This window comes from Micromonospora sp. FIMYZ51 (genome assembly GCF_038246755.1).
Classification (GTDB): domain Bacteria; phylum Actinomycetota; class Actinomycetes; order Mycobacteriales; family Micromonosporaceae; genus Micromonospora.
Genome location: NZ_CP134706.1, coordinates 102,904 through 125,757, shown reverse-complemented (window position 1 = coordinate 125,757; position 22,854 = coordinate 102,904). Strand labels below are relative to the sequence as shown.

General features: G+C 72.0%; 22 protein-coding genes. 10 read left to right on the top strand and 12 right to left on the bottom strand.

Annotation, left to right across the window (positions count from 1 at the left end):
• Window position 1 precedes the first annotated feature (1 nt).
• The gene (locus QQG74_RS00625; protein WP_341718353.1) at window positions 2–751 is read right to left on the bottom strand and encodes a hypothetical protein; all 750 of its coding nucleotides are present in this window, start codon (window positions 749–751) and stop codon (window positions 2–4) included.
• Window positions 752–1,292: 541 nt separating this feature from the next.
• On the opposite strand from QQG74_RS00625, the gene pdhA reads away from it, so the two are divergent.
• The 6 genes from pdhA (at window position 1,293) to QQG74_RS00595 (ending at window position 10,387) form a co-directional block, all read left to right on the top strand.
• A complete protein-coding gene (gene pdhA, locus QQG74_RS00620) occupies window positions 1,293–2,468 on the top strand; it encodes a pyruvate dehydrogenase (acetyl-transferring) E1 component subunit alpha (RefSeq protein WP_341718352.1) in 1,176 nt (391 codons plus the stop codon).
• Complete coding sequence (locus QQG74_RS00615) at window positions 2,468–3,457, top strand: alpha-ketoacid dehydrogenase subunit beta (protein WP_341718351.1); 990 nt, start codon at window positions 2,468–2,470, stop codon at window positions 3,455–3,457. The genes pdhA and QQG74_RS00615 overlap by 1 nt, the downstream gene beginning before the upstream one ends.
• 5 nt (window positions 3,458–3,462) lie before the next feature.
• Window positions 3,463–4,920 carry a dihydrolipoamide acetyltransferase family protein gene (locus tag QQG74_RS00610; RefSeq protein WP_341718350.1) on the top strand — a complete coding sequence of 486 codons (1,458 nt, stop codon included), beginning with the start codon at window positions 3,463–3,465 and terminating at the stop codon, window positions 4,918–4,920.
• Window positions 4,921–5,137: 217 nt separating this feature from the next.
• Window positions 5,138–5,275, top strand: a complete 138-nt coding sequence (locus QQG74_RS00605) for a hypothetical protein (protein ID WP_341718349.1) — start codon at window positions 5,138–5,140, stop codon at window positions 5,273–5,275.
• A gap of 326 nt (window positions 5,276–5,601) precedes the next feature.
• Complete coding sequence (locus QQG74_RS00600; RefSeq protein WP_341718348.1) at window positions 5,602–8,367, top strand: hypothetical protein; 2,766 nt, start codon at window positions 5,602–5,604, stop codon at window positions 8,365–8,367.
• A 184-nt stretch (window positions 8,368–8,551) separates the two neighbouring features.
• Window positions 8,552–10,387 carry an NHL domain-containing thioredoxin family protein gene (locus tag QQG74_RS00595; protein WP_341718347.1) on the top strand — a complete coding sequence of 612 codons (1,836 nt, stop codon included), beginning with the start codon at window positions 8,552–8,554 and terminating at the stop codon, window positions 10,385–10,387.
• 73 nt (window positions 10,388–10,460) lie between these two features.
• Here the strand turns inward: QQG74_RS00595 and QQG74_RS00590 are convergent, their stop codons facing one another.
• The 3 genes from QQG74_RS00590 to QQG74_RS00580 are packed head-to-tail and all read right to left on the bottom strand — an operon-like array spanning window position 10,461 to window position 12,683.
• Complete coding sequence (locus QQG74_RS00590; protein ID WP_341718346.1) at window positions 10,461–11,213, bottom strand: 5-oxoprolinase subunit PxpA; 753 nt, start codon at window positions 11,211–11,213, stop codon at window positions 10,461–10,463.
• Entirely contained in the window at window positions 11,197–12,054 is an 858-nt protein-coding gene (locus tag QQG74_RS00585; RefSeq protein WP_341718345.1) for a biotin-dependent carboxyltransferase family protein, read from the bottom strand. The genes QQG74_RS00590 and QQG74_RS00585 overlap by 17 nt, the downstream gene beginning before the upstream one ends.
• Window positions 12,051–12,683, bottom strand: coding sequence for an allophanate hydrolase subunit 1 (locus tag QQG74_RS00580; protein ID WP_341718344.1), 633 nt, complete (start codon window positions 12,681–12,683; stop codon window positions 12,051–12,053). The genes QQG74_RS00585 and QQG74_RS00580 overlap by 4 nt, the downstream gene beginning before the upstream one ends.
• Window positions 12,684–12,839: 156 nt before the next feature.
• Between QQG74_RS00580 and QQG74_RS00575 the strand changes: the two genes are divergently transcribed.
• Window positions 12,840–13,517: a hemolysin III family protein gene (locus QQG74_RS00575; protein WP_341718343.1), complete on the top strand. Its 678-nt coding sequence runs from the start codon at window positions 12,840–12,842 to the stop codon at window positions 13,515–13,517.
• 103 nt (window positions 13,518–13,620) lie between these two features.
• On the opposite strand, the gene QQG74_RS00570 is transcribed toward QQG74_RS00575, so the two are convergent.
• Complete coding sequence (locus QQG74_RS00570) at window positions 13,621–13,905, bottom strand: DUF6458 family protein (protein ID WP_341718342.1); 285 nt, start codon at window positions 13,903–13,905, stop codon at window positions 13,621–13,623.
• 117 nt (window positions 13,906–14,022) lie between these two features.
• Here QQG74_RS00570 and QQG74_RS00565 point away from each other — a divergent pair, with 117 nt between their 5' ends.
• Entirely contained in the window at window positions 14,023–14,562 is a 540-nt protein-coding gene (locus tag QQG74_RS00565; RefSeq protein WP_341718341.1) for a histidine phosphatase family protein, read from the top strand.
• 82 nt (window positions 14,563–14,644) lie between these two features.
• Here QQG74_RS00565 and QQG74_RS00560 read toward each other — a convergent pair whose 3' ends face one another.
• The 4 genes from QQG74_RS00560 to QQG74_RS00545 all read right to left on the bottom strand — a co-directional run bounded on the left by QQG74_RS00560 (window position 14,645) and on the right by QQG74_RS00545 (window position 19,034).
• Window positions 14,645–14,914 (bottom strand): DUF6458 family protein, encoded by a 270-nt coding sequence (locus QQG74_RS00560; RefSeq protein WP_111243504.1) that lies wholly within the window; start codon window positions 14,912–14,914, stop codon window positions 14,645–14,647.
• 264 nt (window positions 14,915–15,178) lie between these two features.
• A complete protein-coding gene (locus QQG74_RS00555) occupies window positions 15,179–17,035 on the bottom strand; it encodes an acyl-CoA dehydrogenase (protein ID WP_341718340.1) in 1,857 nt (618 codons plus the stop codon).
• A 114-nt stretch (window positions 17,036–17,149) separates the two neighbouring features.
• Entirely contained in the window at window positions 17,150–18,277 is a 1,128-nt protein-coding gene (locus tag QQG74_RS00550) for a PP2C family protein-serine/threonine phosphatase (RefSeq protein WP_341718339.1), read from the bottom strand.
• 100 nt (window positions 18,278–18,377) lie between these two features.
• Complete coding sequence (locus QQG74_RS00545) at window positions 18,378–19,034, bottom strand: septal ring lytic transglycosylase RlpA family protein (protein ID WP_341718338.1); 657 nt, start codon at window positions 19,032–19,034, stop codon at window positions 18,378–18,380.
• A 213-nt stretch (window positions 19,035–19,247) separates the two neighbouring features.
• On the opposite strand from QQG74_RS00545, the gene QQG74_RS00540 reads away from it, so the two are divergent.
• The gene (locus QQG74_RS00540; RefSeq protein WP_341718337.1) at window positions 19,248–19,796 is read left to right on the top strand and encodes a phosphoribosyltransferase family protein; all 549 of its coding nucleotides are present in this window, start codon (window positions 19,248–19,250) and stop codon (window positions 19,794–19,796) included.
• Window positions 19,797–20,001: 205 nt separating this feature from the next.
• Here QQG74_RS00540 and QQG74_RS00535 read toward each other — a convergent pair whose 3' ends face one another.
• The gene (locus tag QQG74_RS00535) at window positions 20,002–20,517 is read right to left on the bottom strand and encodes an alpha/beta hydrolase (RefSeq protein ID WP_341718336.1); all 516 of its coding nucleotides are present in this window, start codon (window positions 20,515–20,517) and stop codon (window positions 20,002–20,004) included.
• Between the two features lie 96 nt (window positions 20,518–20,613).
• Here QQG74_RS00535 and QQG74_RS00530 point away from each other — a divergent pair, with 96 nt between their 5' ends.
• Window positions 20,614–21,003, top strand: coding sequence for an ASCH domain-containing protein (locus QQG74_RS00530; RefSeq protein WP_341721087.1), 390 nt, complete (start codon window positions 20,614–20,616; stop codon window positions 21,001–21,003).
• 156 nt (window positions 21,004–21,159) lie between these two features.
• On the opposite strand, the gene QQG74_RS00525 is transcribed toward QQG74_RS00530, so the two are convergent.
• Both QQG74_RS00525 and cutA read right to left on the bottom strand, forming a co-directional pair.
• Window positions 21,160–22,056 carry an LLM class flavin-dependent oxidoreductase gene (locus QQG74_RS00525; RefSeq protein WP_341718335.1) on the bottom strand — a complete coding sequence of 299 codons (897 nt, stop codon included), beginning with the start codon at window positions 22,054–22,056 and terminating at the stop codon, window positions 21,160–21,162.
• Window positions 22,057–22,492: 436 nt separating this feature from the next.
• Complete coding sequence (cutA, locus tag QQG74_RS00520; protein WP_341718334.1) at window positions 22,493–22,813, bottom strand: divalent-cation tolerance protein CutA; 321 nt, start codon at window positions 22,811–22,813, stop codon at window positions 22,493–22,495.
• Window positions 22,814–22,854: the final 41 nt, after the last annotated feature.

The window sequence follows — 22,854 nt, the reverse complement described above, 5'->3', positions numbered from 1 at the left end:
ATCAACCGAGCAGCGTGGGCACGGGTACCTGGCCGGTCGGGTCACCGGGTCCGCCCGACACACCTGGCTCGGCGGACACGCTCGGCTCCGCCGAGGCGCTGGGCTCGGCGGGCGGCTCCGGCTCACCCGGCGGCACGGGCGGCTCCGGCTCCGCCGAGGTACTCGGCTCGACGGAGGCGCTCGGCACCACTGACGCGCTCGGCTCGGCCGACGGCTCGGGGGTGGGCGACGGCGACGGTGACGGGGTCGGTGGTGGCGGACTCGGGTGCGGCGCGGGCGACGGGGCCGGCGTGGGCACGGTCGGGCGCTGCGCGGGCGGGCTCGTCGGTGGCTCGGGACGGCGTACCGGCGGCTCGAACCCGGTGACGATGGGCAGCGGGGTGGGGCCGTTCCGCACCGCCGGATCGACGGGCGTGACGGCTGGGCCGGCCGACGGCACGGCCGATCCGGTGGCCGCCGGGGTGCCGGTGGGCGGTGGCGGGATGACCACCGGACCGATCGACGGCGTCGGGATGAAGCGGGTGCTGCTGTCCGGCAGCGCGGTGCTGCCGACCGTCGCCGAACCGGTGCTGATCGCGGCCAGGACCGGCATCGAGGCCGTGCCGGCGAGCAGCGCCACCGTGAGCAGGTAACCCCGGGTCGCGCCGGCGGTACGGGCGGCCCGGTGCGCACCCACCACCCGGCGGTAACCGCCGGTCGACCGGTGCCGGCGCAGGCTCACCGCCCCGGGCCCCTCACCTGGTTCGGACACCTCGCACTCCTCGTCGTCGCCCCTGGCCGGGACCGTCAGGTGCGGGCCCGGTGGACCGCCGCAGCTGGTTCGGGATCCACTCGAACAGCCTCGATCAGTGACTCTGGGTGGGCCAACCCCGTACCGCGTGTCGCCACGCATATCTGGCCGAATGGCGACGAATCATGACGGTTCGGTCGCGCGTCGTTCGATCAGACACTCCGGCATTTCGGGTAACGAAGCGGGCCCGTGCCGGGATGCGGCGCAGTCAGCCTGCGGGCTGCGGGGCAGGCGGGGTGTGGGACGACTCACCCCTGATGCGAATATGGAGCAACGGCGGCAGCGCAGCCGCGGCCTCCGCGCACCCATGCGGTAGGCGCGACTGTGCACCGGCGCTCCCGAACCGGGTTCGGCCATGAATCCGGCTCACGCCGCGCGGCAACCCCCACCGGGGCTAGGCGCGGTCGCCAGGAACCGATCCCGGCACCAGCCGGGGTGGGCGCACGAGTCGCGCGGCCGGGTGACCCCCCGGTGCCGACGCAGACACGACAGGGAGAGACGGATGGCAAAGGGCGACCCCGGGGCCAGCACCCGCGGCCGGCGAGCCGCACCCCGATCCAAGAAGGCCACGACCGGTGACCCGGAACTGGTACAGCTGCTCACCCCCGCGGGTGAGCGGATCGACAGCGTGATCGGCCCGGACGGCACCGAGTACCGCGTTGACTTCACCGCCGAGGAGTACCGCGGCCTCTACCGTGACCTGGTACTCGTCCGGAAGTTGGACGCCGAGGCCACCGCCCTGCAACGGCAGGGCGAACTGGGCCTGTGGGCCAGCCTGCTGGGCCAGGAGGCCGCGCAGGTCGGTTCCGGCCGGGCGCTGCGCACGCAGGACATGGCCTTCCCGACCTACCGCGAACACGGCGTGCTCTACTGCCGTGGCATCGACCCGATCATGCCGCTGCGCCTGTTCCGCGGCGTCGACCAGGGCGGCTGGAACCCGGACGAGTTCAAGTTCAACATGTACACGATCGTGATCGGGGCACAGACCCTGCACGCGACCGGTTACGCCATGGGTGTCGCCATGGACGGCAAGACCGGCACCGACGACGGCGAGGCGGTGATCGCCTACTTCGGTGACGGTGCCACCAGCCAGGGTGACGTCAACGAGTCGTTCGTCTGGGCCAGCGTGTTCAACGCCCCGCTGGTCTTCTTCTGTCAGAACAACCAGTACGCCATCTCCGAGCCGTTGGAGCGGCAGACCCGGGTGCCGCTGTACCGGCGGGCCGCCGGCTTCGGCTTCCCCGGCATCCGGGTGGACGGCAACGACGTGCTGGCCACCTACGCGGTGACCCGACACGCGCTGGACAACGCCCGGCACGGGCAGGGCCCGACCCTGATCGAGGCTTACACCTACCGGATGGGGGCGCACACCACCTCCGACGACCCGACCCGCTACCGCATCGCCAGCGAGGTCGAGGCGTGGCAGGCCAAGGACCCGATCGCCCGGGTGAAGACGTTCCTGGAGCGGGAGCAGATCGCCGACGCGAGCTTCTTCGCCGAGGTCGACGAGCAGGCCCGCCGGGAGGCGGTCGACCTGCGCGAGCGGGTGCTGGCACTGCCGAACCCGGAACCGAGCACGATGTTCGACCACGTCTACCCCAACGGGTCACCGCTGCTCGACGAGCAGCGTGCGCAGTTCAGCCGGTACCTGGAGTCGTTCGAGGGGAGTGCGCACTGATGGCCACCGAAACGCTCACCCTCGGCAAGGCGCTAAACGTCGGCCTGCGCAAGGCCCTGGAGGGCGACCCGAAGGTCGTCATCATGGGTGAGGACGTCGGCAAGCTCGGCGGCGTCTTCCGGATCACCGACGGCCTACAGAAGGACTTCGGCGACCAGCGGGTGATCGACACCCCGCTGGCCGAGTCCGGCATCATCGGCACCGCGGTCGGCCTGGCCATCCGGGGCTACCGGCCGATCTGCGAGATCCAGTTCGACGGCTTCGTCTACCCGGCGTACGACCAGATCGTGTCGCAGGTGGCGAAGATGCACTACCGCTCCGGCGGCAAGCTGAACATTCCGATGGTCATCCGGATTCCGTTCGGTGGCGGCATCGGCGCGGTGGAACACCACTCCGAGTCGCCCGAGGCGTACTTCGCCCACACCGCCGGGCTGAAGGTCGTCTCCTGCGCCAACCCGCAGGACGCGTACGTCATGATCCAGCAGGCGATCGCCTCGGACGACCCGATCGTGTTCCTTGAGCCCAAGCGGCGCTACTGGGAGAAGGGGCAGGTGGACCTGGACGCCCCGCTGGCCGACGCGTACCCGCTGCACGCCGCCCGGGTCGTGCGGCCCGGCACGGCCGCCACCCTGCTGGCGTACGGTCCGATGGTCCGCACCTGTCTGGACGCCGCGACCGCCGCCGCCGAGGACGGCCGCGACCTGGAGGTCATCGACCTGCGTACGCTCTCCCCGCTGGACCTCGGCGTGGTGTACGAGTCGGTGCGGCGCACGGGCCGCGCGGTGGTGGTGCACGAGGCACCGTCAAACGTCGGCCTCGGCGCGGAGATCGCGGCGCGGATCACCGAGGAGTGCTTCTACTCCCTGGAGTCACCCGTGCTGCGGGTGACCGGCTTCGACACTCCCTACCCGGCCGCCCGGGTGGAGGAGGAGTACCTGCCCGATCTCGACCGGGTGCTCGACGCTGTCGACCGCGCCTTCGGTTGGTGAGCGGGATGTCCCGGATCAAGGAGTTCAACCTGCCCGACCTGGGCGAAGGGCTGACCGAGGGCGAGATCCTCGCCTGGCTGGTCAAGGTCGGTGACACGATCGAGCTGAACCAGCCGATCGTCGAGGTGGAGACCGCCAAGGCGGCCGTGGAGATCCCGGCCAAGTGGGCCGGCCAGGTCCAGGCGATCTTCCACCCCGAGGGCAGCACGGTCGAGGTCGGCACCCCGATCATCGCGATCGACACCGACCCGGGTGCCGGGCCGATCGAGTCCTCGACCACGGACCTGCCGACCCCCTCGGCGGCCTCGCTGGCCGCCGTCGAGATCGCCCCGGCCGAGGGCATGGTCGAGCCGGGGATGATCGGTGGCGCCGCCCCGGGTGGCCGTACCGCCGTCCTGGTCGGCTACGGACCCCGCACCACCCCGGCCAAGCGCCGTCCCCGTAAGAACGGCGTCCCGGCGCAGGCAACCGTTACGCCGGTCGCACCCGCACCTCCGCCGGTCGCACCTCCGCCGGTCGCACCTCCGCCGGTCGTACCCGCGCCGGTGGTCAACGGCAACGGTCGGGCCGGCGGGCCGGTGCTGGCCAAGCCGCCGGTCCGCAAGCTCGCCAAGGACCTCGGCGTCGACCTGCGCACGCTTACCGGGTCCGGACCGCTGGGCTCGATCACCCGCGCGGACGTACAGCGGGCGGCCTCGGCACCGGCGACGGCCGAGCCGCTTACGGTCGCCGCGCCGACCACCTCCGCCGCGAGCTTCGGCGCGGACCGCGAGCAGCGCATCCCGGTCAAGGGCGTACGCAAGCTCACCGCCGAGAACATGGCCCGCTCGGCGTTCACCGCGCCGCACGTCACCGAGTTCCTGACCATCGACGTGACCCGGGCGATGAAGGCTCTGGATCGACTGCGTGCCCAGCGGGAGTGGCGAGACGTACGGGTCTCGCCGCTGCTGCTGGTGGCCAAGGCGGTGCTGCTGGCGGTCAAGCGGCATCCGATGATCAACTCGACCTGGGCCGGCGACGAGATCGTCGTCAAGGAGTACGTGAACCTGGGCATCGCGGCGGCCACCGAGCGCGGCCTGATCGTGCCGAACATCAAGGACGCCGGCCGGTTGACCCTGCGTGAGCTGGCCGACGCGCTTACCGACCTGGTGCAGACGGCCAAGGCCGGCAAGACCTCGCCGGCCGCCATGTCCGGGGGCACCCTGACCATCACCAACGTCGGGGTGTTCGGAGTGGACACCGGTACGCCGATCCTGCCGCCGGGCGAGTCGGCGATCCTGGCCCTCGGCGCGGTCCGTGAGCAGCCCTGGGTACACAAGGGCAAGGTCAAGCCGCGCATGGTCACCACGCTCGCGCTCTCCTTCGACCACCGGATCATCGACGGTGAGCTGGGCTCGAAGTTCCTGCGTGACGTGGGCGACTTCCTCACCGATCCGGAGGCGGCACTGCTCGCCTGGACCTGACGCACCACAAGACAGCGGCCGGTGTGCCACGGGTTGACTCCCCGGCACACCGGCCGCTGCCGTCGGTGACGAATTCTCGATATCGACACCCCTCGCGCCTAAGATTCTTAGGCTAGTGTCCGAGCTCACCTTCAAATCACTGGCGAACACTGCGGTTTCGCGCTTCAATAGACACATCGGCAGGTCGACAACCGAATAGCCAGGAGGAGAGACCAGCATGAGCATGATCGAGCGAATCCGACACCGCCGCGACGCCAACCGCCGCGCCCGCGCCATCGAGCGGGCCCTGCGCTCCGCCAGTTCGCCCGCGGTCCGCGACGAGATCCTCGCCATCGCCCAGCGTCACATGCACTGACGCCCACGACTCTGTTCACCTCCTCCAGATCGACGACCCGCCCGGGTTACCGGGCGGGTCGTCGGCGTCGTGCCGGGCGGCTGACACCGGGATACCGCCCCGCCGCAGCGCCCGGTACGGTGGGGCTCGGTCGTCGTCCACTCTCGGGGACAGGTCGAGACGATAGAAGCATCTCGACACCACCCGGCAACGGACAGTGACGATCGATGCTCTCCGGGAGCCCATCGGTGGCCACCGGGATACGGTGCGGGGAGCCGGCGCTGGCCGGCTTGCCCTACCGAGACCATCGGCGACGGCGGCCGACATGTGATGGAGGAGGCGCACGCATGACGTCCGAGGGCCCGCACCGCCCCGGCCAGGAGCCGGACGAGGTGCCGCCGGGCGGCGGCGGACCGGCGCCGTACGGCGACCGACCGGCTCAGCAGGACAGCGGGTATGGCGCACCAACCGCCCCCGACCTCGGCTGGGCTCCCGCACCGCCCGCACAATCCGACGGCGTGGCCGCATCCGGCTGGGCCGGTCAGCAGGGTGCCCAGTGGGGCGGCGCCCAGGCGACCCGTCAGGCGGAATCCCCGGCGCCCGGCACCTGGGAGCCGGCCGGTGGCAACCAACCATCCTGGGCGCCCCAGGGCGAACAGGCCGGCCCGGGCTGGCCACCCGCCACACCGTCCGCATCGGACCAGCCCGCCTGGGCGTCCGCCGGTCAGGGCAGCCCGACCCACACCGAACCCGGCACCCCCGACCCGGCCCAACCGGCGGAGTGGACGCCGAACCAGGCCGGAGCGGGCTGGGCCGGCAGCCAGTCCCCGTCCGGCCAGGCCACGCCGGCCTGGGCCAGCGACCAGTCCTCATCCGGCCAGAGCGGACCGGGCTGGGCCGGCGACCCGCGGCCGGAGTGGTCCGCCCAGCCGCACGCCGAGCACCAGACCCCGGGCTGGGCCAACGGCACCAGCACCGCTGAGCCGGCCAAGCCCGACTGGGCCCAGACCGACCAGCCCGCCAAGCCCGACTGGGCGTCGGCCGACCCGCCCGCACCGGTCCGCGCAGAGCCGTCGGCCCGGGCCACGGCGCAGGTTCCGCAGCCGAATGCCACCCGGCAGGCTCCGGACGAACCGGCCCGATCCGGCGGGTGGCAGGCCGAGCAGCCGGAACAGCCGGCATGGGCCACCGGGCAGCAGGCGGATTCCGCTGCCGGCCGTTGGGGCGGCGACCAGCCGTCGGCCGAGGGCTGGCAGACCGGCGGCGACCGACCGGCGCAACCCGACTGGGCCAGGCCACAGCCGACGGAGTCGGCCGGCTGGGCGGGTGCCGGCACCGGCACCGACGGGGGCTCGCAATGGTCCGGCGGCAGCACCGGCACCGACGGGGGGCCACAGTGGTCGCCACCGCCGCAGAACCCACCGGCAGCGGCCTGGACGCCCGCTGAGCCGGCCACCGGATCGGCCCGGCCCGGCGATGCCGGGCCACCGCCGTCGTGGAGCCCGTCGCAGGAGCCGCTACCGTCCCGCACCGCCGCCGAACGGCCCTCGCTCGACGTTGAGCCGTGGGCACCCGGTGAGGCGTGGGGCAGTTCCGGCTCGGCGGATCCGGCGACGGCCCGACCCGGCGCCCAGCCCGAATCGGCACGGCCCGAGAACGGCCCGCTCTACCAGCCTGCGCCGGCACCCGGCATCTCGCCCGCCAACATGGTGCCGCTGCCGCCACAGGAGCAGCGGGTACCGGGCGCCAGCCTGGCCGCGACACCGCCCGCCGACTACGTGCCGCCGGCCCCGTACGGCGGGGACCAGGCCGGGCAGGGCCCGCAGCCGGGCACCGAACAGCGGGACAGCGGCATGGGCTGGGGCCAACCCGAGTCGCGGCACGACGAGCCGCAGGCACCCGCCATCCCGGCACCACGTACCTCCCCGGAGTCCACCGGCCGGGCCACCCCGTCGGCGCCCGCCGGTGGCGTCTCGGCGAGCGCGTCGGTGCCGCAGACCAGCCGGGTGACGCCGCCGGCCGACCACTCGGCGCTGCCGGCGAGCACCACCCCGCCCCAGCCCCGGGTGTACGGCCGACCCGCCCAGCCCGAGCAACCGGCGGAGTCCGCTCAGGATCGGCACGAGCAGCCGTCCCGGTTCGACCAGGGCTCGGAGCCACGGTTCGGCGACCACGGCTCGGAGCCACGGTTCGGCGACCACGGCTCGGAGCCACGGTTCGGCGACCACGGCTCGGAGCCACGGTTCGGCGACCGGGGTCCGGACGCGTTCGCGAACGCTCCCGCCGCACCGGCCACCCCGCAGTCCTTCCCACCCGGTCTGCCCACCTTCGCCGACGCGCCGCCGAGCAACCGACCGGTGAACGGGACCAAGCCGCACGCGGAGCCGGAACGGCCGGCCGACCCGTTCGGCCCTCCGCCCGGCGACCGCTTCGGCGGCCCCGGCGGTGACCGCTTCGGCGGTGGCGACCCCTTCGGCGGTCAGAACGGCGGCTCCTTCGGCGCTCCGGCAGGCGACCCCTACGGTGGCCCCGGCGGTGACCGCTTCGGTGGCCAGGGTGGCGACCCCTACGGCGGCCAGGGCGGCGATCCCTTCGGCGGCCCGGGTGGTGGCTCTTTCGGCGGCCCGACCGAGCGGCCGGGCGGGGGTCACAGCCCGACCGACCACACCTCGGCGTTCGCGCCGCAGCAGTCCGGCCAGCCGTGGCGCCCGGAATCGTCCGCGCCCGAGTCGGACCAGGGCCGCTTCGACGCGTTCAAGCCGGTCGCCGAGCCGGCCCCGGACACCCCGGCGCCCAAGGTACGCAACGGCCGGGTGCTCGCTGCGGTGCTGGTGGCGGCGGTGCTCATCCTCGCCATCCCGCTCGGTCTGTTGCTGCTCCTCGGCAAGATCGGCGGCTCCGACGAGGCCGATGCCTTCAACCCGGCCGTTGGCTCCTGCGTCAAGCGCTCCGGCGACAGCGCGGTGGTCGCCGAATGCGGTGAGCCGGAGGCGTTCACCGTGGTGTCGAAGGTCGAGTCGAAGGACAAGTGCCCGGATCCCTCCCTACCCGTGGTGGAACTGCGCGGCAAGGTGGCCGAGCCGGTGCTCTGTCTGAAGGACGCCGCTGGCTGATCCACCAGACGTGCGGCGGGCTCACGGGCAACCGTGCGCCCGCCGTTTCGCGTACGGCCGGGGATTTGGGATCTTGAACCGTCGGCCGTACGGCCGGGGGTTCGGGTGGGACCGGACCGGGCTGGACGGCAGCGACCTGCCGGTCACGCCGGCCGGTGCCCGGCGGTAGGGCACGATGGGGGTCATGAGTGCACGCGTGCGGGCTCCCGAGCTTCGGGGCCGGGCCTGGTTGAACACCGGTGGGCGGCAGCTGACGCTCGCCGACCTCCGCGGCAAGATCGTGATCGCGGATTTCTGGACCTTCTGCTGCATCAACTGCCTGCACGTGCTGGACGAGCTGCGGCCGATCGAGGAGAAGTACGCGGACGTCCTCGTGGTGATCGGCGTACATTCGCCGAAGTTCGAGCACGAGAAGGACCCGGACGCGCTGGCCGCCGCCGTCGAGCGGTACGGCGTGCAGCACCCCGTACTCGACGATCCCGAGCTGGACATGTGGCAGCAGTACGCAGCCCGCGCCTGGCCGACCCTCGCGGTGCTCGACCCGGAGGGTTATGTGGTCGCCACGATGGCCGGTGAGGGGCACGCCGAGGGGCTGGTCCGGCTGATCGACGACCTGGTCGCCACCCACGAGGCCAAGGGCACGCTGCACCGGGGCGACGGCCCGTACGTGCCGCCGGCCGAACCGCAGACCACGCTGCGCTTTCCCGGCAAGGCGGTGGTCCTGCCCGACGGCGGCCTGTTGGTGTCCGACTCGGCCCGGCACCGCCTGGTCGAACTGGCCGACGACGGGGAGACCGTGGTCCGCGCGATCGGCACCGGCAGCCGGGGCCGGGCCGACGGGGCGGCCGACGCGGCCACCTTCGCCGAGCCGCAGGGGCTGTGCCTGCTGCCGCCGCACGTCGCCGAGGTGGCCGGTTACCACCTGGTGGTCGCCGACACCGTCAACCACCTGCTGCGGGGCGTACGACTGGACACCGGTGAGGTGGTCACCGTCGCCGGCACCGGGCGGCAGTGGCGGTCCACGGTCGACGACCACGCGCACGACGCGCTTTCCATCGACCTCTCGTCCCCCTGGGACCTGGCCTGGTACGACGACAAGGTCATCGTCGCCATGGCCGGCATTCACCAGCTCTGGTGGTTCGATCCGATCAAGCGCACCGCCGGGATGTACGCCGGCACCACCGTCGAGGCACTGCGCGACGGGCCGCTGGCGCAGGCGTGGCTGGCTCAGCCGTCCGGGCTCGCCGTCTCCGCCAACGGTGCCCGGCTCTGGGTCGCCGACAGCGAGACCAGCGCCATCCGGTACGTCGAGAACGGTGTCATGGGCACCGTCGTCGGCCAGGGCCTGTTCGACTTCGGTCACGTGGACGGGCCGGCGGCGCAGGCGTTGTTGCAGCATCCGCTCGGGGTCTGCGCGCTGCCGGACGGTTCGGTGCTGATCGCCGACACGTACAACGGGGCGGTGCGCCGCTACGACCCGGCGACCGACCAGGTCTCGACCGTGGCCGCCGGGCTGGGCGAGCCGAGCGATCTGGTGCTCACCGCCGACGGCGCGGTGCTGGTGGTGGAGTCCGCCGCGCACCGGGTCACCCGGCTGGCCCCGGGTGCGCTCTCGGCGGCCGGGGCGGAGACGGTCGACGGCCCTCGGCACCGTACCGAGCGCAAGCCGACCGAGCTGGCCGCCGGCGAGGTGCTGCTGGATGTCGTCTTCACTCCGGCGCCCGGGCAGAAGCTGGACGAGACGTACGGTCCCTCCACCCGCCTGGTGGTTTCCGCGTCACCGCCCGAGCTGCTGGTCGAGGGGGCGGGCACCGGCACCGAGCTGTCCCGCCGTCTGGTGATCGACGCCTCGGTGCCCGACGGTGTGCTCCAGGTGACCGCGCAGGCGGCGACCTGCGACGCCGACGTGGAACACGCGGCCTGCCACCTGACCCGGCAGGACTGGGGCGTACCGGTACGCGTCGCAGCCGACGGCGCGGTGCGCCTTCCGCTGGTCCTGCGCGGCCTGGACGCCGGCTGAGCACCGCCGCTCGAGATGTTAGGAAGGGACCCTTTACCTACACCAGGCGTTAATAAGGGGCCCTTCCTTTCACTCAGGCGGTGAAGGGGGTTGGGGTGATGCCGGCGTCGACCAGGGCGGCGCGGACGAGTTCCGCGGCGGCCACCGCGCCGGGGGTGTCGCCGTGCAGGCAGATGGACTCCACGGCGCAGGGGATGATGCTGCCGTCGATGGCGATCACGCTGCGTTCGGTGGCCATCCGTACCGCCTGGCGGGCCACCTGCTGTGGATCGGTGATCAGGGCGGCGGGCGAGGAGCGGGGCACGAGCTGCCCGCTGGGCAGGTAGTTTCGGTCGGCGAAGCCCTCGGCCACCACCCGCAGCCCGGCGCCCTGGGCGAGCTGGGCCAGCACCGAACCGGGCGGGCAGAGCACCGGCAGCTCCTGGTCGTAGTCGCTGATCGCGGCGACCAGCGCCGCCGCCTGCACCTCGTCGACGGCGGCGGCGTGGTAGAGCGCGCCGTGCGGCTTGAGGTAGCGGACCCGGGTGCGGTACGCCCGGCAGAACGCGTTGAGCGCGCCGAGCTGGTAGAGCGTCTCGTCGCGCAACTCGGCGAAGTCGTACGCGATGTGCCGCCGGCCGAAGCCGGCGAGGTCCCGGTAACCCACCTGGGCACCGACGGCGACCTGCCGCTCGGCGGCGGCGGCGCAGACCCGCCGCATGGTGAGCGGGTCACCGGCGTGGAAGCCGCAGGCGACGTTGGCCGAGGTGATCAGGTCCAGCAGCGCCTGGTCGTCGCCGAGCCGCCAGGCACCGAATCCCTCACCGAGATCAGCGTTCAGGTCCATGAAATCTGACGGTAGTGCCTGGGCGGGCCTGCGCGAGCGGGGTCACGTCGTCAAGCACGGCGATGACGGGATACCCACCGGTGACCGGATGGTCGGCCAGGAAGATCAACGGTTGGCCGTCCGCCGGCACCTGCACCGCGCCGAGGACGAGCCCTTCGCTTGGCAGTTCCCCGGTCACCGCGCGGGGCAGTGGCGCGCCGGTCAGTCGCGCGCCGACCCGGTTGCTCACCGGACTCACCGCGTACGCCGTGCCGAAGAGCAGGTCGAGCGCGGCCGGGGTGAACCAGTCCTGCCGGGGGCCGAGCCGGACGGCGAGGTGCAGTTGCGTCGGGTGCTCGACCGGCACGGTGCTGTCGACCGGTGCGGGCGGACCGGTCGGGGCGCCCAGCGGCAGCAGGTCGCCGTCGCGCAGCGGCGCGGGTCCGAGCCCGGAGAGGGTGTCGGTGGAGCGGCTGCCCAGCACCGGGTCGACGGCGATCCCGCCGGCCACGGCGAGCCAGCAGCGCAGACCCCGTCGGGCGGGACCGATCCGGAGCATCGTCCCGGCCGGCACGGTCAGGGGTCGACCGGGGTCGCCGGGGCGGTCACCCATCCACACGTCGACCTCGGCCCCCACCACGGCCACTGTGGTGGCCCGGGTCGGCCGCAACGCACAGCCGGTCAGGGTGATCTCCAGGCCGGCTGCCGACTCCGGGTTGCCGACCAGGCGGTTGGCCAGCCGCAGCGCTCCCGGGTCGAGCGCGCCGGAGCGGGGTACCCCGAGGTGCGCCCAGCCGGGCCGCCCCAGATCCTGCACGGTGCTCAACGCCCCCGCCCGGAGCACCTCAAGGTGGCCGGTCACGCCGGCACCAGCCGGACCCGGGTGCCGGGTACCAGCCGGGCCGGCGGGTCGGCGCGTACGTCGAAGAGCGTCAGCCCGGTACGCCCGACCAGCAACCAGCCGCCGGGCGAGGCGGTCGGGTAGATCCCGGCGTACGGGCCGGCCAGCGCGACCGAGCCGGCCGGTACCCGGGGACGCGGGGTGGCCAGTCGGGGCACGGCCAGTTCGGCGGGTAGCCCGGTCAGGTAGCCGAAGCCGGGCGCGAAGCCGCAGAAGGCCACCCGGAACTCGGTCTGCCGCAGGCGGCGCAGCACGCCCGGCACGTCCGTCCGCCAGTGTTCGGCGACGCGGGGCAGGTCCTCCCCGTCGTAGCTGACCGGCACCTCAAGCAGGTCGGCACCGGTGGCGGCCGGGTGTGCGGGCAGCACCGGCGGCCAGCGCGCGATCTGCCCGGCGGTGGCCACCGGATCCGGTACGCCGTCCAGCAGCACGGTGGCGGCGGCCGGCACGATCTCGGTGGCGACCAGGTCGCCCCGGTCCCGGCGGTGCCAGAGCTCGGACCGCCACGCCTCCACCGTCGCGGCGACCTCCGCCCCGTGGTCGATGAAGTCGAGCAGCAGGGCGTGTGCGCCGACCGGTCTGATCCGCATGACCGCCATCATCCCGGACCGCTGCCCGCGTCCGCGCTCCACCGATGCGCGGACCGGGTGCCCGCCCGCTTGCCGGCACAAGGGCCCACCGGCCCGTCGAAAGCGTGACCAGCCGCACTACCCGTAAGTAACCTACGCTGTCGTAGCCTAAGGGCCGTGACCACCTCAGCACGCCCCCGGCTCAAGCCGGTCGACATCGGGAAACCCCGGATGCGCGGCTGGCTGCACACGTACGCCTTCTTCGTCGCCCTGATCTGCGGCATCGTGCTCTGTTCGATCGCCGCCGCCCGTCCCGGCTGGACCCCGCTTGTCAGTTGCGCCGTCTACAGCCTCACCGTCTGCGGCCTCTTCGGCACCAGCGCCCTCTACCACCGTCGGGTCTGGTCCACCCGTGGCTACCAAGTGATGCGGCGGATGGACCACTCGATGATTTTCTTGTTCATCGCCGGCACCTACACACCGTTCTGCGTACTGCTGCTGGACACCCGCACCGCGGTGATCATGATGTCGGTGGTCTGGGGTGGGGCCCTGGCGGGAGTGGGTCTCAAACTGGTCTGGCCGCACGCCTCACGCTGGATCTCCGCACCGCTCTACCTGGCCCTCGGCTGGGTGTCGGTGGCCATGCTGCCCGACATCCACCGCCAGGGCGGGGTCACCGCGCTGGTGCTGCTCGCCGTCGGTGGTGCGATCTACACCGTGGGCGCGGTCTTCTACGCGCTACGCCGACCGAACCCGTGGCCCACCGTCTTCGGTCATCACGAGTTCTTCCACGCCTGCACGCTGGTCGCGGCGGTCTGCCACCACATCGCGATCTACTTCGCGATCTTCGCGTGAGCCTCGGCCGCGAGATCTTCGCGTGGGTCTCGGCGGCGATCTGCGGACAGCGGCGGCGGCAGTGGGACGGGGGGCACCGTCCCACTGCCGCCGGAGGGGGAGGTCAGACCGTCGGGCCCGGCCGGCGCACCTCGCGGTACTCCTGCACCACCCGGTCGTTCTGGACCGGTACGGCGCGCTCGGTGACGACCCGCTCGGCAGGGGCCGGGGCGACCACCGCGCGGCGTCGCGAGTTCCAGAAGTAGAGGGTCACCAGCAGGCCGGCCACCCCGGCGAACATGAGCACCCAGCCGACGACGTTCAAATTGAGCCAACCGACGTCCGCCTGCACGGCGAAGGCGAAGATCGCGCCGACCGCGATCAGGAAGATACTGCCACCGATACCCATCTCGTCGTCTCCTCGGCATTCGAAGCTGCAAACCACTCCGCCGCGGCCATGGATGACGGTTGCGGCGCCAAGGGACTTACCCCGGCACGGAGATCGCCAATCGGGCAAGCTGAAGTCATGACGGACATCCCGGTCGCCGGACGCACGCTCGTGCTGTTGCGGCACGCCAAGGCCGAACCACCCACGGCGGACGGTATCGACGTGGCGCGCCCGCTGGCGGCCCGTGGCCGCGCCGACGCCAGGGCCGCGGGTGCCTGGTTGGCCCGGCACGGGTTGCTGCCGGATCTGGTGCTCTGCTCGGCGGCGCTGCGCACCCGGCAGACCTGGCACGAGGTGCAGTTGGGCATGACCGGGATGCCTGCGGAGGGCGGACCAGCCGGTCCGGTGCCGGTCGTCCGCTATGAGACGCAGGCGTACGAGGCACACCCCGACGAACTGTTGACGCTGCTGCGTGGGGTCGAGCCGAGCGCGGGCACCGTCCTGCTGATCGCGCACAACCCGGGCATCTCGCTGCTGTCCGAGTTGCTCGATCCGCCGGGCGCTAGTCCGGACGGGCTGAGCACCACCGACCTGGTGGTGCACCGACCCGCCGGCCGCTGGGTGGAACTGGGCCGGGGCACCGCCCCGATCAGCACACGACACACCGCACGCGGCTGAGTCGGTCCAGCCGGTGCGGTTGTGTTCGGCGCGCCCGTCCACCCTCAGCTCCGCGCGAGAGCGGAAGCGGAGGCGGGCGGCCTCAGCTCGGTGGTGCGGTCGGCGGCGGTGGGTCGGGTGGTGGCGGCATCATGGCCGTCGGATGAGAGAGCCGATTCTCCTCCACGATCAGGGTCCGGGCCCGCTTGCGGCGGTCCTGCCAGTACCAGAGGGTGGTGAGCAGGACGGCCAGTCCGGCCAGGATGAAGACCCAGCCGACCGCGCGCAGGTCCACCCACCAGACGTTGGCCCGGATGGCGAAGGTCAGGATCGCGCCGATCGCGATCAGGAAGATTCCACTACCGATGCCCATGTGCGCGGCACTCCCCCGTGCGGTTGCTCTGGGCGTACATCTGACTGACGGTTGCCCGTCCTGGTCGGTGCCGGTTACCCGTCCGCGGTGGGGTTACCCGCGCCACCGGCCGGCGAACGCCTCGGCATCCGGCGCTCACCTGGTCCGGGCCGGGAATCGGGCAGGAAAGGGCGACCTACGCACGGACCCTGGTTTCGGGTGCTGGACGGCCGAGCGGCCGGCGGGCTGATGCCCGCCGGCCGCCGAAGCGCTGGTCTGCCAGGGTCAGAAGATCTCTTCCGGGAGGTCCATGATGTCCAGGTCGGTGCCCTCGATGATCCGCCGGTCGGCGCCGATGCGGGGCAGCACCTCGCGGGCGAAGAACCGGGCCGCGGCCACCTTGCCGGTGTAGAACGCCTTGTCCGTGGCGGAGACCTCGCCGGCCAGCGCCTTCAGCGCCACGTCGGCCTGCCGCTGCAACAGCCAGCCGACGACCAGGTCACCGATCGCCAGCAGGAAGCGCCGGCTGCTCAGCCCGACCTTGTAGAGCGCACGCGGGTCGCCGCCCTGCGCCTCGCCAAGCCAGCCGGTCAGCACACCCAGGATGGTCTGGACCTCGGCGAGCGCCTTGCCGAGCGCCTGCCGCTCCTCCTTGAGCTGGCCGTTGCCGACCTCGGTGGTGATGAACTCCTGGATGTCGGCGGCCACTGCCATCAGCGCCTTGCCGTTGTCCCGGACGATCTTCCGGAAGATCAGGTCGAGGCTCTGGATCGCCGTGGTGCCCTCGTACAGGGTGTCGATCTTGGCGTCCCGGACGTACTGCTCCAGCGGGTAGTCCTGGAGGAAGCCGGAGCCACCGAAGGTCTGCAACGCCTCGTGCCCGAGCAGTTCGTACGCCCGCTCCGAGCCGACGCCCTTGACCAGCGGGAGCAGCAGGTCGTTGACCCGCTTCGCCAGCTTGGTTACCTTCTCGTCACCGGCCGCCTCGGCGATGGCGACCCGGTCCTGCCAGGAGGCGGTGTAGAGCACAAGCGCCCGCAGACCCTCGGCGTACGACTTCTGGAGCAGCAGCGAACGGCGCACGTCCGGGTGGGCGGTGATGGTGACCCGGGGGGCGGTCTTGTCCGCCATCTGGGTCAGGTCGGCGCCCTGCACCCGGTTCTTGGCGTACTCCAGGGCGTTCAGGTAACCGGTGGAGAGGGTGGCGATCGCCTTGGTGCCGACAAGCATCCGGGCGTACTCGATGATCATGAACATCTGCCGGATGCCGTCGTGCTTGTCGCCCATCAGCCAACCCTTGGCCGGCACGCCGTGCTCGCCGAAGGTCAGCTCGCAGGTGTTGGAGACCTTCAGGCCCATCTTGTGCTCGACGTTCGTGGCGAAGACGCCGTTGCGCTCGCCCAGCGCTCCGGTTTCCTCGTCGAAGTGGTACTTCGGCACGACGAAGAGCGAGAGCCCCTTGGTGCCGGGGCCACCGACGCCCTCCACCCCGACCGGGCGGGCCAGCACGTAGTGGACGATGTTGTCGCTCAGGTCATGCTCGCCCGAGGTGATGAAGCGCTTGACGCCCTCGATGTGCCAGGAGCCGTCCGGCTGCGGGATGGCCCGGGCCCGCCCGGCGCCCACGTCCGAACCGGCGTCCGGCTCGGTGAGCACCATTGTCGAACCCCACTGCTTGTCGACGAAGAGCTTGGCCCACTTCTTCTGCCGCTCGGTGCCCTCGACGTGCAGCACGTGGGCGAAGGACGGGCCGGAGGCGTACATCCAGATCGGGGCGTTCGAGCCGAGCACCAGCTCGGCGAGCGCCCACCAGAGCGCCCGGGGTGCGTTGGTGCCACCCAGCGCCGGGGGCAGGTCCAGGCGCCAGAACTCGGAGTCCATGAACGCCCGGTACGACTTCTTGAACGACTCCGGCAGCGGCGCGGTGTGCGTGGCCGGGTCGAAGACCGGTGGATTCCGGTCGCTGTCGGTGTAGCTGGCGGCCAGATCCTCGCGGGCCAGGCGGTCGACCTCGGCGAGGAAACTCCGCGCGGTGTCGACGTCGAGCTCGGAGTACGGCTCCTGGCCGAACGCCCGGTCCGCTCCGAAAACCTCGAAGAGGTTGAACTCGAGGTCCCGAAGATTGCTCTTGTAGTGGGTCATGTCGCTGGCCCCGCTTCCGGACAGGTGTTACCGATCAGTAACCCAGACTCTATTACTCACGGGTAGACAGCGACAAGCCGCCCGCCGAAGTGACGGCGATTACACAGCCCCCGATCAGCCCTCGGTCGCGCCGACCTCCCAGCTCGGCACCGCCGCGGTCGCCGCGCTCGGCGAGCCCGTGTACTCCATCAGGACCAGCGCGATGTCGTCGTCGAGCCGGCCGTGCACCCACTCGACCAGGGCGGTCTCCAGCGAGGCCAGGCCGTCCGCGACCGTGCCGTGCCCGAGCAGCCGCCACGCCCGGTCGGCGGTGGGGAAGAACTCGCCGTCGCGGCGGGCCTCGCCGAGCCCATCGGTGAAGAGCAGCAGCCGGTCGCCCGGCTCCAGCCGCTCCACCCGGGGCCGCACCACCGGCATGAAGCCCAGCGGCGGGGCCGGTGCCGGCGGCTCCAACGGGATCACCGCGCCCCGACGCAACAGCAACGGCGCCGGATGTCCACAGTTGACGATGGTCAGGGTGCCGCCCCGCTCCTCCACCAGCGCCGCGGTGACGAAGTCCTCGTCGCCGACGTTGCGAGCCACCGCCCGGTCCAGGTCCGCCACCACGGCGCGCAGGTCGGCCCGCTCGTACGCCACGTGCCGGTACGAGCCCAGCACGATGCTGGCCAGCCGGACCGATTCCAGCCCCTTGCCGCGTACGTCACCGATGATCATGCGTACGCCGTACGGGGTGTCGATCGCCTCGTACAGGTCACCGCCGATCTCCGCGGTCGCGGTCGAGGAGATGTAGCGCCCCGCCACCGAGAGCGTGCCCACCTGCGGCCCGAGCGTACGCAGCACCGCCTGCTGGGCGACCGCCGCGAGCTTCGACAGTTCCGCGATCTGCTCGGCCTGCCGCTCGCGTACCGCAGCCACCGCCGCCGCGATGCCGGTACCCAGCGCGATGCCGGCCACGGCGACCGCGGCGGAGACCGAGACCGGCCGCTCGGCCAGCGCGAACACCGCCCCGAGGATGGACGCGGCGGCACCGATGCCGAGCACGATCCGCCAGGACGCCAGCGCGGCGGCCAGGAACGGGGCGGCCACCATCAGGGCGATGTAGTTCGCCCCTCGACCGTCCGCCCACTCCATCGCCGAGACGATCGCGAGCAGGACGAGGGCCGCGCCGAGGCCGGCGCGGGATCCGGGACTCAGCGGGCCGCGGCCCGGCTGGAGGAGTTGCGTGCGTACATCCGACAGCATGCCCGATCTCAGGGACGGAAAGAATGACCCTGACCCGTCGTACGAAAGGGATCTGGCCGCGCGGATCACGGCCAGAACCCGAAAGCCACTCGGCATCGACTCAGCCGAGCACCTCGTACCGGACGGTGATGTGTCCAAGGTCGTGCGAGGCGATCTGGCCGAACGCGGCCCGGGACAGATCCAGGCAACGCCCCTCGATGAACGGGCCCCGGTCGTTGATCCGCACGGTGACCGACTTGCCGTTGGCCGGGTTTGTCACCCGCACCTTGGTGTTGAACGGCAGCGTCTTGTGGGCGGCCGTCAACTCCTCCGGGTTGAACGTCTCGCCGTTGGCGGTCATCTGACCCTGCCAGTAGAACGACGCTCCACAGGAGCCGGTCTCCACCACCGGACGAGCCGTCGTCGTCTTCTTCGCGCTCGGCGTCGGCTTCGGGCTGGGCGTACGCGGCTTGCTGCGCGACGGTGCCTGCGCGGTCCGCGACGGCGTCGGGCTCGCCGTCGCACTGGCACTCGGCGAGCCGGTGGCGCTCGGCGACGCGCTGGCACTCGGCGACGCGCTGTCGGTCACGGGCGGCGACGTCAGCGGATCGGCGCTGGGCGCGAGGTCGACGGCGGGCGGCCGGCTGGGCTGGGCACCAGCGGTCAGGTGTACGGCACCGACGGTGCCGCCGACGGCGAGGGCGACGGCCACCGCGGCGCTGGCCGCGAGACCAGTCGGCGAGGTGATCCTGCGGGTACGGGAGTGCCTACCAACCACCGGCCCGGTCCTTTCATCAATGCATCAAATCGGGTCGGACCATAACGAGAGAAGCACTTCGGAAGTCAACGTGATCATGGTGCTATGACCGTAATTGCGGTGATACGTGCAGCCGATCATCCGATCCGTAGTGGGCCACCCGGTCCGCTGCCCGACGCGCCTGCGAGCCACCCGTGCAGCGACCCGGCGGGCGGCCGGAGCACGATAGGTGGCATGTCGGCCGAGCTGAGGGAACGCCTCGTCGAACTGTTCCGCTGGGTCGATCCCGATCCCGGCGCGACCCACCTGGTCAGCGACATCTCCGGCTGGTGGCGGGACCCGGTGACGCTCGCCGCGCTGGGCCCCGCGCTGGTCGCCCCGTTCCGCTCGGCCCGCCCCACCGTCGTGGTCGCGCCGGCAGTCACCGGCTTCCTGCTCGGACCGCTGGCGGCCACGGCGCTCGGCGTGGGCTTCGTCGCGGCGCACAAACCGGCCGATGGACGCCTCCCCGCCGGCCCGCTGACCTGGGCACAGAGCCCGCCCGACTTCCGTGGCCGGCGGGTCGACCTGGCCATCCGGGACCGGCACCTCGGCCCCGACGACCGGGTACTCGTGGTGGACGACTGGGTGACCACCGGTGCCCAGGTACGCGCCCTCTACGAGATCTGCACCGCCCGTGGCGCCGAGCCACTCGGCACCGCCACCATCGTCGTCGACTGCCCACCCGCCCTGGCCACCGACCTACGCATCCACGCCCTACTCACCACCACCCAACTTGGGTGAAAGGAAGGGCCCCCTATTAACGCCTCGTGTAGAGGAAGGGCCCCTTATTAACAACTCCCCCCGGGCGCCGACGACGCCGAGCGCAGGCGACGAACGCCGAGCGCGGGTAGCGAACGGCGAACGGCGAGCGCGGGTAGCGAACGGCGAACGGCGAGCGCGGGTAGCGAACGGCGAACGGCGAGCGCAGGCGAGGAACGGCGCCGGCTCAGCGGACGAAGTCCTCGACCGCCGTGCAGACCCGGCCGAGTGCCTCGGCGGAGCGGGCCAGCGGCCCGGGAACCATGAGCGCATGGTCGGCCGTCGGGATCTCCAGCACGTACGGGGTGAGCCGGCGGGCGACCGCACCATCCCAGGACGGGTCGGCGGTCCCGCCGACCAGGACGAACGGGGCGGTGGCCCGACGCAGCGCGTCCACCAGCTCGGCGCGGTGCAGCGGCGGGGTAAGCCAGACGGCGGCCAGGCCACGGTCGGCGGCGAGCGGTGCCGCCAGGCTGCCGAGCGACTTGCCGACCAGCAGATGCGTCCGCTCGGTAAGCGTCGCCGCCACCTGGTCGCACACCCACCCACCGCCGGTGTCCAGGCTGAGGTTCTCCGGCACCTGCCAGGAGATCCCGTGCAGCCGGAAACCGGCCCGGCGCAGCGCCTCGCCCAGGTAGACGAAGAGGGGGTATCGGGTGTCGTACCCGCCTCCCGGGATGAGCACCGCACGTCGGTCCGCCATGGACGTCTCCTTCTCGTCGGGCATCGACCGTACCCCTCTGCCGACCACCACGGGGATGACCGGATCGCCACCTCCCGGGCCGGTAACGTCTCGATGATGTGGCCACGAATCGGCGGACTGCGCACGCTCGCCCTCGGCACCCCCGGTGACCTGCGGACCAGACTCAACACCCTGGTGCTGTCCGGAGCCAAGACCGCGACCGCGGGCCTGCTCGACGAGTACGCCGAGGAGGCCGAGGAACTGGAGTACGTCGGCGAACGGCTGGCTCTCGTCGACGACCACGACACCCAGGTCGGTGTCGTCGAGGTGACCGGTGTAGAGGTGACCCGTTTCGCCGAGGTGCCCTGGGAGTTTGCCCGGGCCGAGGGTGAGGGCGACCGCTCGATCGAGGAGTGGCGGGCCGGGCACGCCGCCTACTGGGCCCGCATCGGCACTCCGGTCGGCGACGACACGGAGGTCGTCTGCATCCGCTTCCGCCTGGTCTGAGGACTCAACCACGCAGGCCAGGGGTTGCGCGGCCTCAACCACGCAGGCCAGGGGTTGCGCGGCCTCAGCCACCCAGGCCAGGCAGATGCGCGGCCTCAACCACGCAGGCCAGGCAGATGCGCGGCCTCAGCCACCCAGCCCAGGGGTTGTGCAGGCTCAGCCACGCAGGCCGGGCAGCAGGCGGGTGGCGACATCCGCCAGTACCGCCTCGTCACCGGCGTACCAACTGCTCTCCCGGGGCCAGTGCGTGATCACGTCGGTGAAGCCCAGATCGGCCGCGCGACCGACCTGGTCAGCGAAGAACTGGGCGCTGCTGAGCGAGAAGACGGGCGCACCGTCCAACGAGAGGTAGCGGTCCAGGCTCGCCGGGTCACGTCCGGCGGCGGCCAGCGTCGAGTCCATCCGCTGCGCCAACTCGGCGACCCCGGCCCACCAGCCGTCCAGGTCGTCCAGGTCGTCCAGGTCGTCCACCACGGGACCGTAGGTCACCCACCCCTGCCCGAACCGGACCGCCAGCCGCATCGAGCGCGGGCCGTTGGCCGCCATCACGAACGGCACCCGAGGATCCTGTACGCACCCGGGGTTGTTCCGCGCGTTCACCGTCGCGAACCAGTCGCCCCGCCACGTCGTGCCGTCTTCCCGCAGAATCGTGTCCAGCAACTCGGCGAACTCGGCGAACCGGTCCACCCGCTGCCGGGGCGGCAGCGTTTCGCCGCCGAGCACCGCCGCGTCGAACCCGATGCCGCCCGCGCCGAGGCCGAGCAGCGTACGTCCGCCGGAGATGTCGTCGAGCGCGGTCACCTGCCGGGCGAAGGCGGCCGGATGCCGGAAGTTCGGCGACGCGACAAGCGGGCCGAGCCGGATCCGGTGGGTCACCGTAGCGGCGGCGGTCAGGGTGGCCATGGAATCGAACCACGGCCCGTCCACCAGGTCACGCCAGCCCAAATGGTCGTACGTCCAGGCGTGGTCGAAGCCCCACTCGTCGGCCTGCTGCCAGCGGCGCCGGGCCACCGACCAGCGCTGGTCCGGCAGGATCACGATGCCAATCCGCATGATCACCAGCGTACGACGAACTCGCCGGTGCCACCCTCGGCAGGCCCGGTCGTCAGGACGGGCGACTGGGCTGGGCGTCGTGGACGACGGTGCCGTCGGCCAGCGTCACGTCGGCTCCAGGTCCAGCTGGCCCCGGAGACGAGAAGCAGTCGACGCCCGGAACGTCGTACCGGTGCTGCTGGCCGGTCGGATTCCGCGGCTGGCGTGATCGCCACGATCCGGTCCAGCGTGGCCGCCGCTTGCTGCCGCTGCTCGGTGGTCATCGTGCCGGCGGCGTCGAGGGACCGCAGGGCGGTATCGAGCCGGGCGTTCGTGGAGTCGGAGAGGTAAGATCCGGCTCCAGTTTCCGCACACCCTCTACCTGTCCGGCGACGCCCCTACTGTTTCGTCGGCCGCGAATCTGCGGCGTGCCGGTGTCGACGGGGCACCGCAGGAACTACGCCCTGGTCTCGTCCAGGACCCATTGCAGGTAGGCAGGGTTACCGCCCGTCACCGGCAGGGCGAGGACACAGGGCACCTCGTACGGATGCTCCTGGTTGGCGCGGGCGGTGATGCGCTCGACCAGGCTCGCCCGGGTGTGTAGTGCCACCCGAGCCTCCGGGTCGTCGTGCACACTGCCCTCCCAGCGGTAGATGGACCGGATCGGGGCAAGGTTGTGCCCGCAGGCGGCCAGGCGGTCGTCGACCAGACGGCGGGTGAACGCGGCAAGCCACTCCGCATCCGGGCCGGTGATGATCACTTCGACTACGTCGGTCACTACTCGCCCTCCTCGGCCGTGAGCCTATCGATGATGAAGCC

Bases quoted from the DNA above. Each gene is read 5' to 3' on its own strand.
- QQG74_RS00580 (WP_341718344.1), bottom strand. From the start codon at position 12,683: ATGCGGATCAGACCGGTCGGCGCACACGCCCTGCTGCTCGACTTCATC.
- QQG74_RS00550 (WP_341718339.1), bottom strand. From the start codon at position 18,277: ATGCTGTCGGATGTACGCACGCAACTCCTCCAGCCGGGCCGCGGCCCG.
- QQG74_RS00555 (WP_341718340.1), bottom strand. From the start codon at position 17,035: ATGACCCACTACAAGAGCAATCTTCGGGACCTCGAGTTCAACCTCTTC.
- pdhA (WP_341718352.1), top strand. From the start codon at position 1,293: ATGGCAAAGGGCGACCCCGGGGCCAGCACCCGCGGCCGGCGAGCCGCA.
- QQG74_RS00530 (WP_341721087.1), top strand. From the start codon at position 20,614: ATGTGGCCACGAATCGGCGGACTGCGCACGCTCGCCCTCGGCACCCCC.
- QQG74_RS00525 (WP_341718335.1), bottom strand. From the start codon at position 22,056: ATGCGGATTGGCATCGTGATCCTGCCGGACCAGCGCTGGTCGGTGGCC.
- QQG74_RS00595 (WP_341718347.1), top strand. From the start codon at position 8,552: ATGAGTGCACGCGTGCGGGCTCCCGAGCTTCGGGGCCGGGCCTGGTTG.
- QQG74_RS00590 (WP_341718346.1), bottom strand. From the start codon at position 11,213: ATGGACCTGAACGCTGATCTCGGTGAGGGATTCGGTGCCTGGCGGCTC.
- QQG74_RS00560 (WP_111243504.1), bottom strand. From the start codon at position 14,914: ATGGGCATCGGTAGTGGAATCTTCCTGATCGCGATCGGCGCGATCCTG.
- QQG74_RS00540 (WP_341718337.1), top strand. From the start codon at position 19,248: ATGTCGGCCGAGCTGAGGGAACGCCTCGTCGAACTGTTCCGCTGGGTC.
- QQG74_RS00565 (WP_341718341.1), top strand. From the start codon at position 14,023: ATGACGGACATCCCGGTCGCCGGACGCACGCTCGTGCTGTTGCGGCAC.
- QQG74_RS00610 (WP_341718350.1), top strand. From the start codon at position 3,463: ATGTCCCGGATCAAGGAGTTCAACCTGCCCGACCTGGGCGAAGGGCTG.
- QQG74_RS00570 (WP_341718342.1), bottom strand. From the start codon at position 13,905: ATGGGTATCGGTGGCAGTATCTTCCTGATCGCGGTCGGCGCGATCTTC.
- QQG74_RS00600 (WP_341718348.1), top strand. From the start codon at position 5,602: ATGACGTCCGAGGGCCCGCACCGCCCCGGCCAGGAGCCGGACGAGGTG.
- QQG74_RS00605 (WP_341718349.1), top strand. From the start codon at position 5,138: ATGAGCATGATCGAGCGAATCCGACACCGCCGCGACGCCAACCGCCGC.
- QQG74_RS00535 (WP_341718336.1), bottom strand. From the start codon at position 20,517: ATGGCGGACCGACGTGCGGTGCTCATCCCGGGAGGCGGGTACGACACC.
- QQG74_RS00615 (WP_341718351.1), top strand. From the start codon at position 2,468: ATGGCCACCGAAACGCTCACCCTCGGCAAGGCGCTAAACGTCGGCCTG.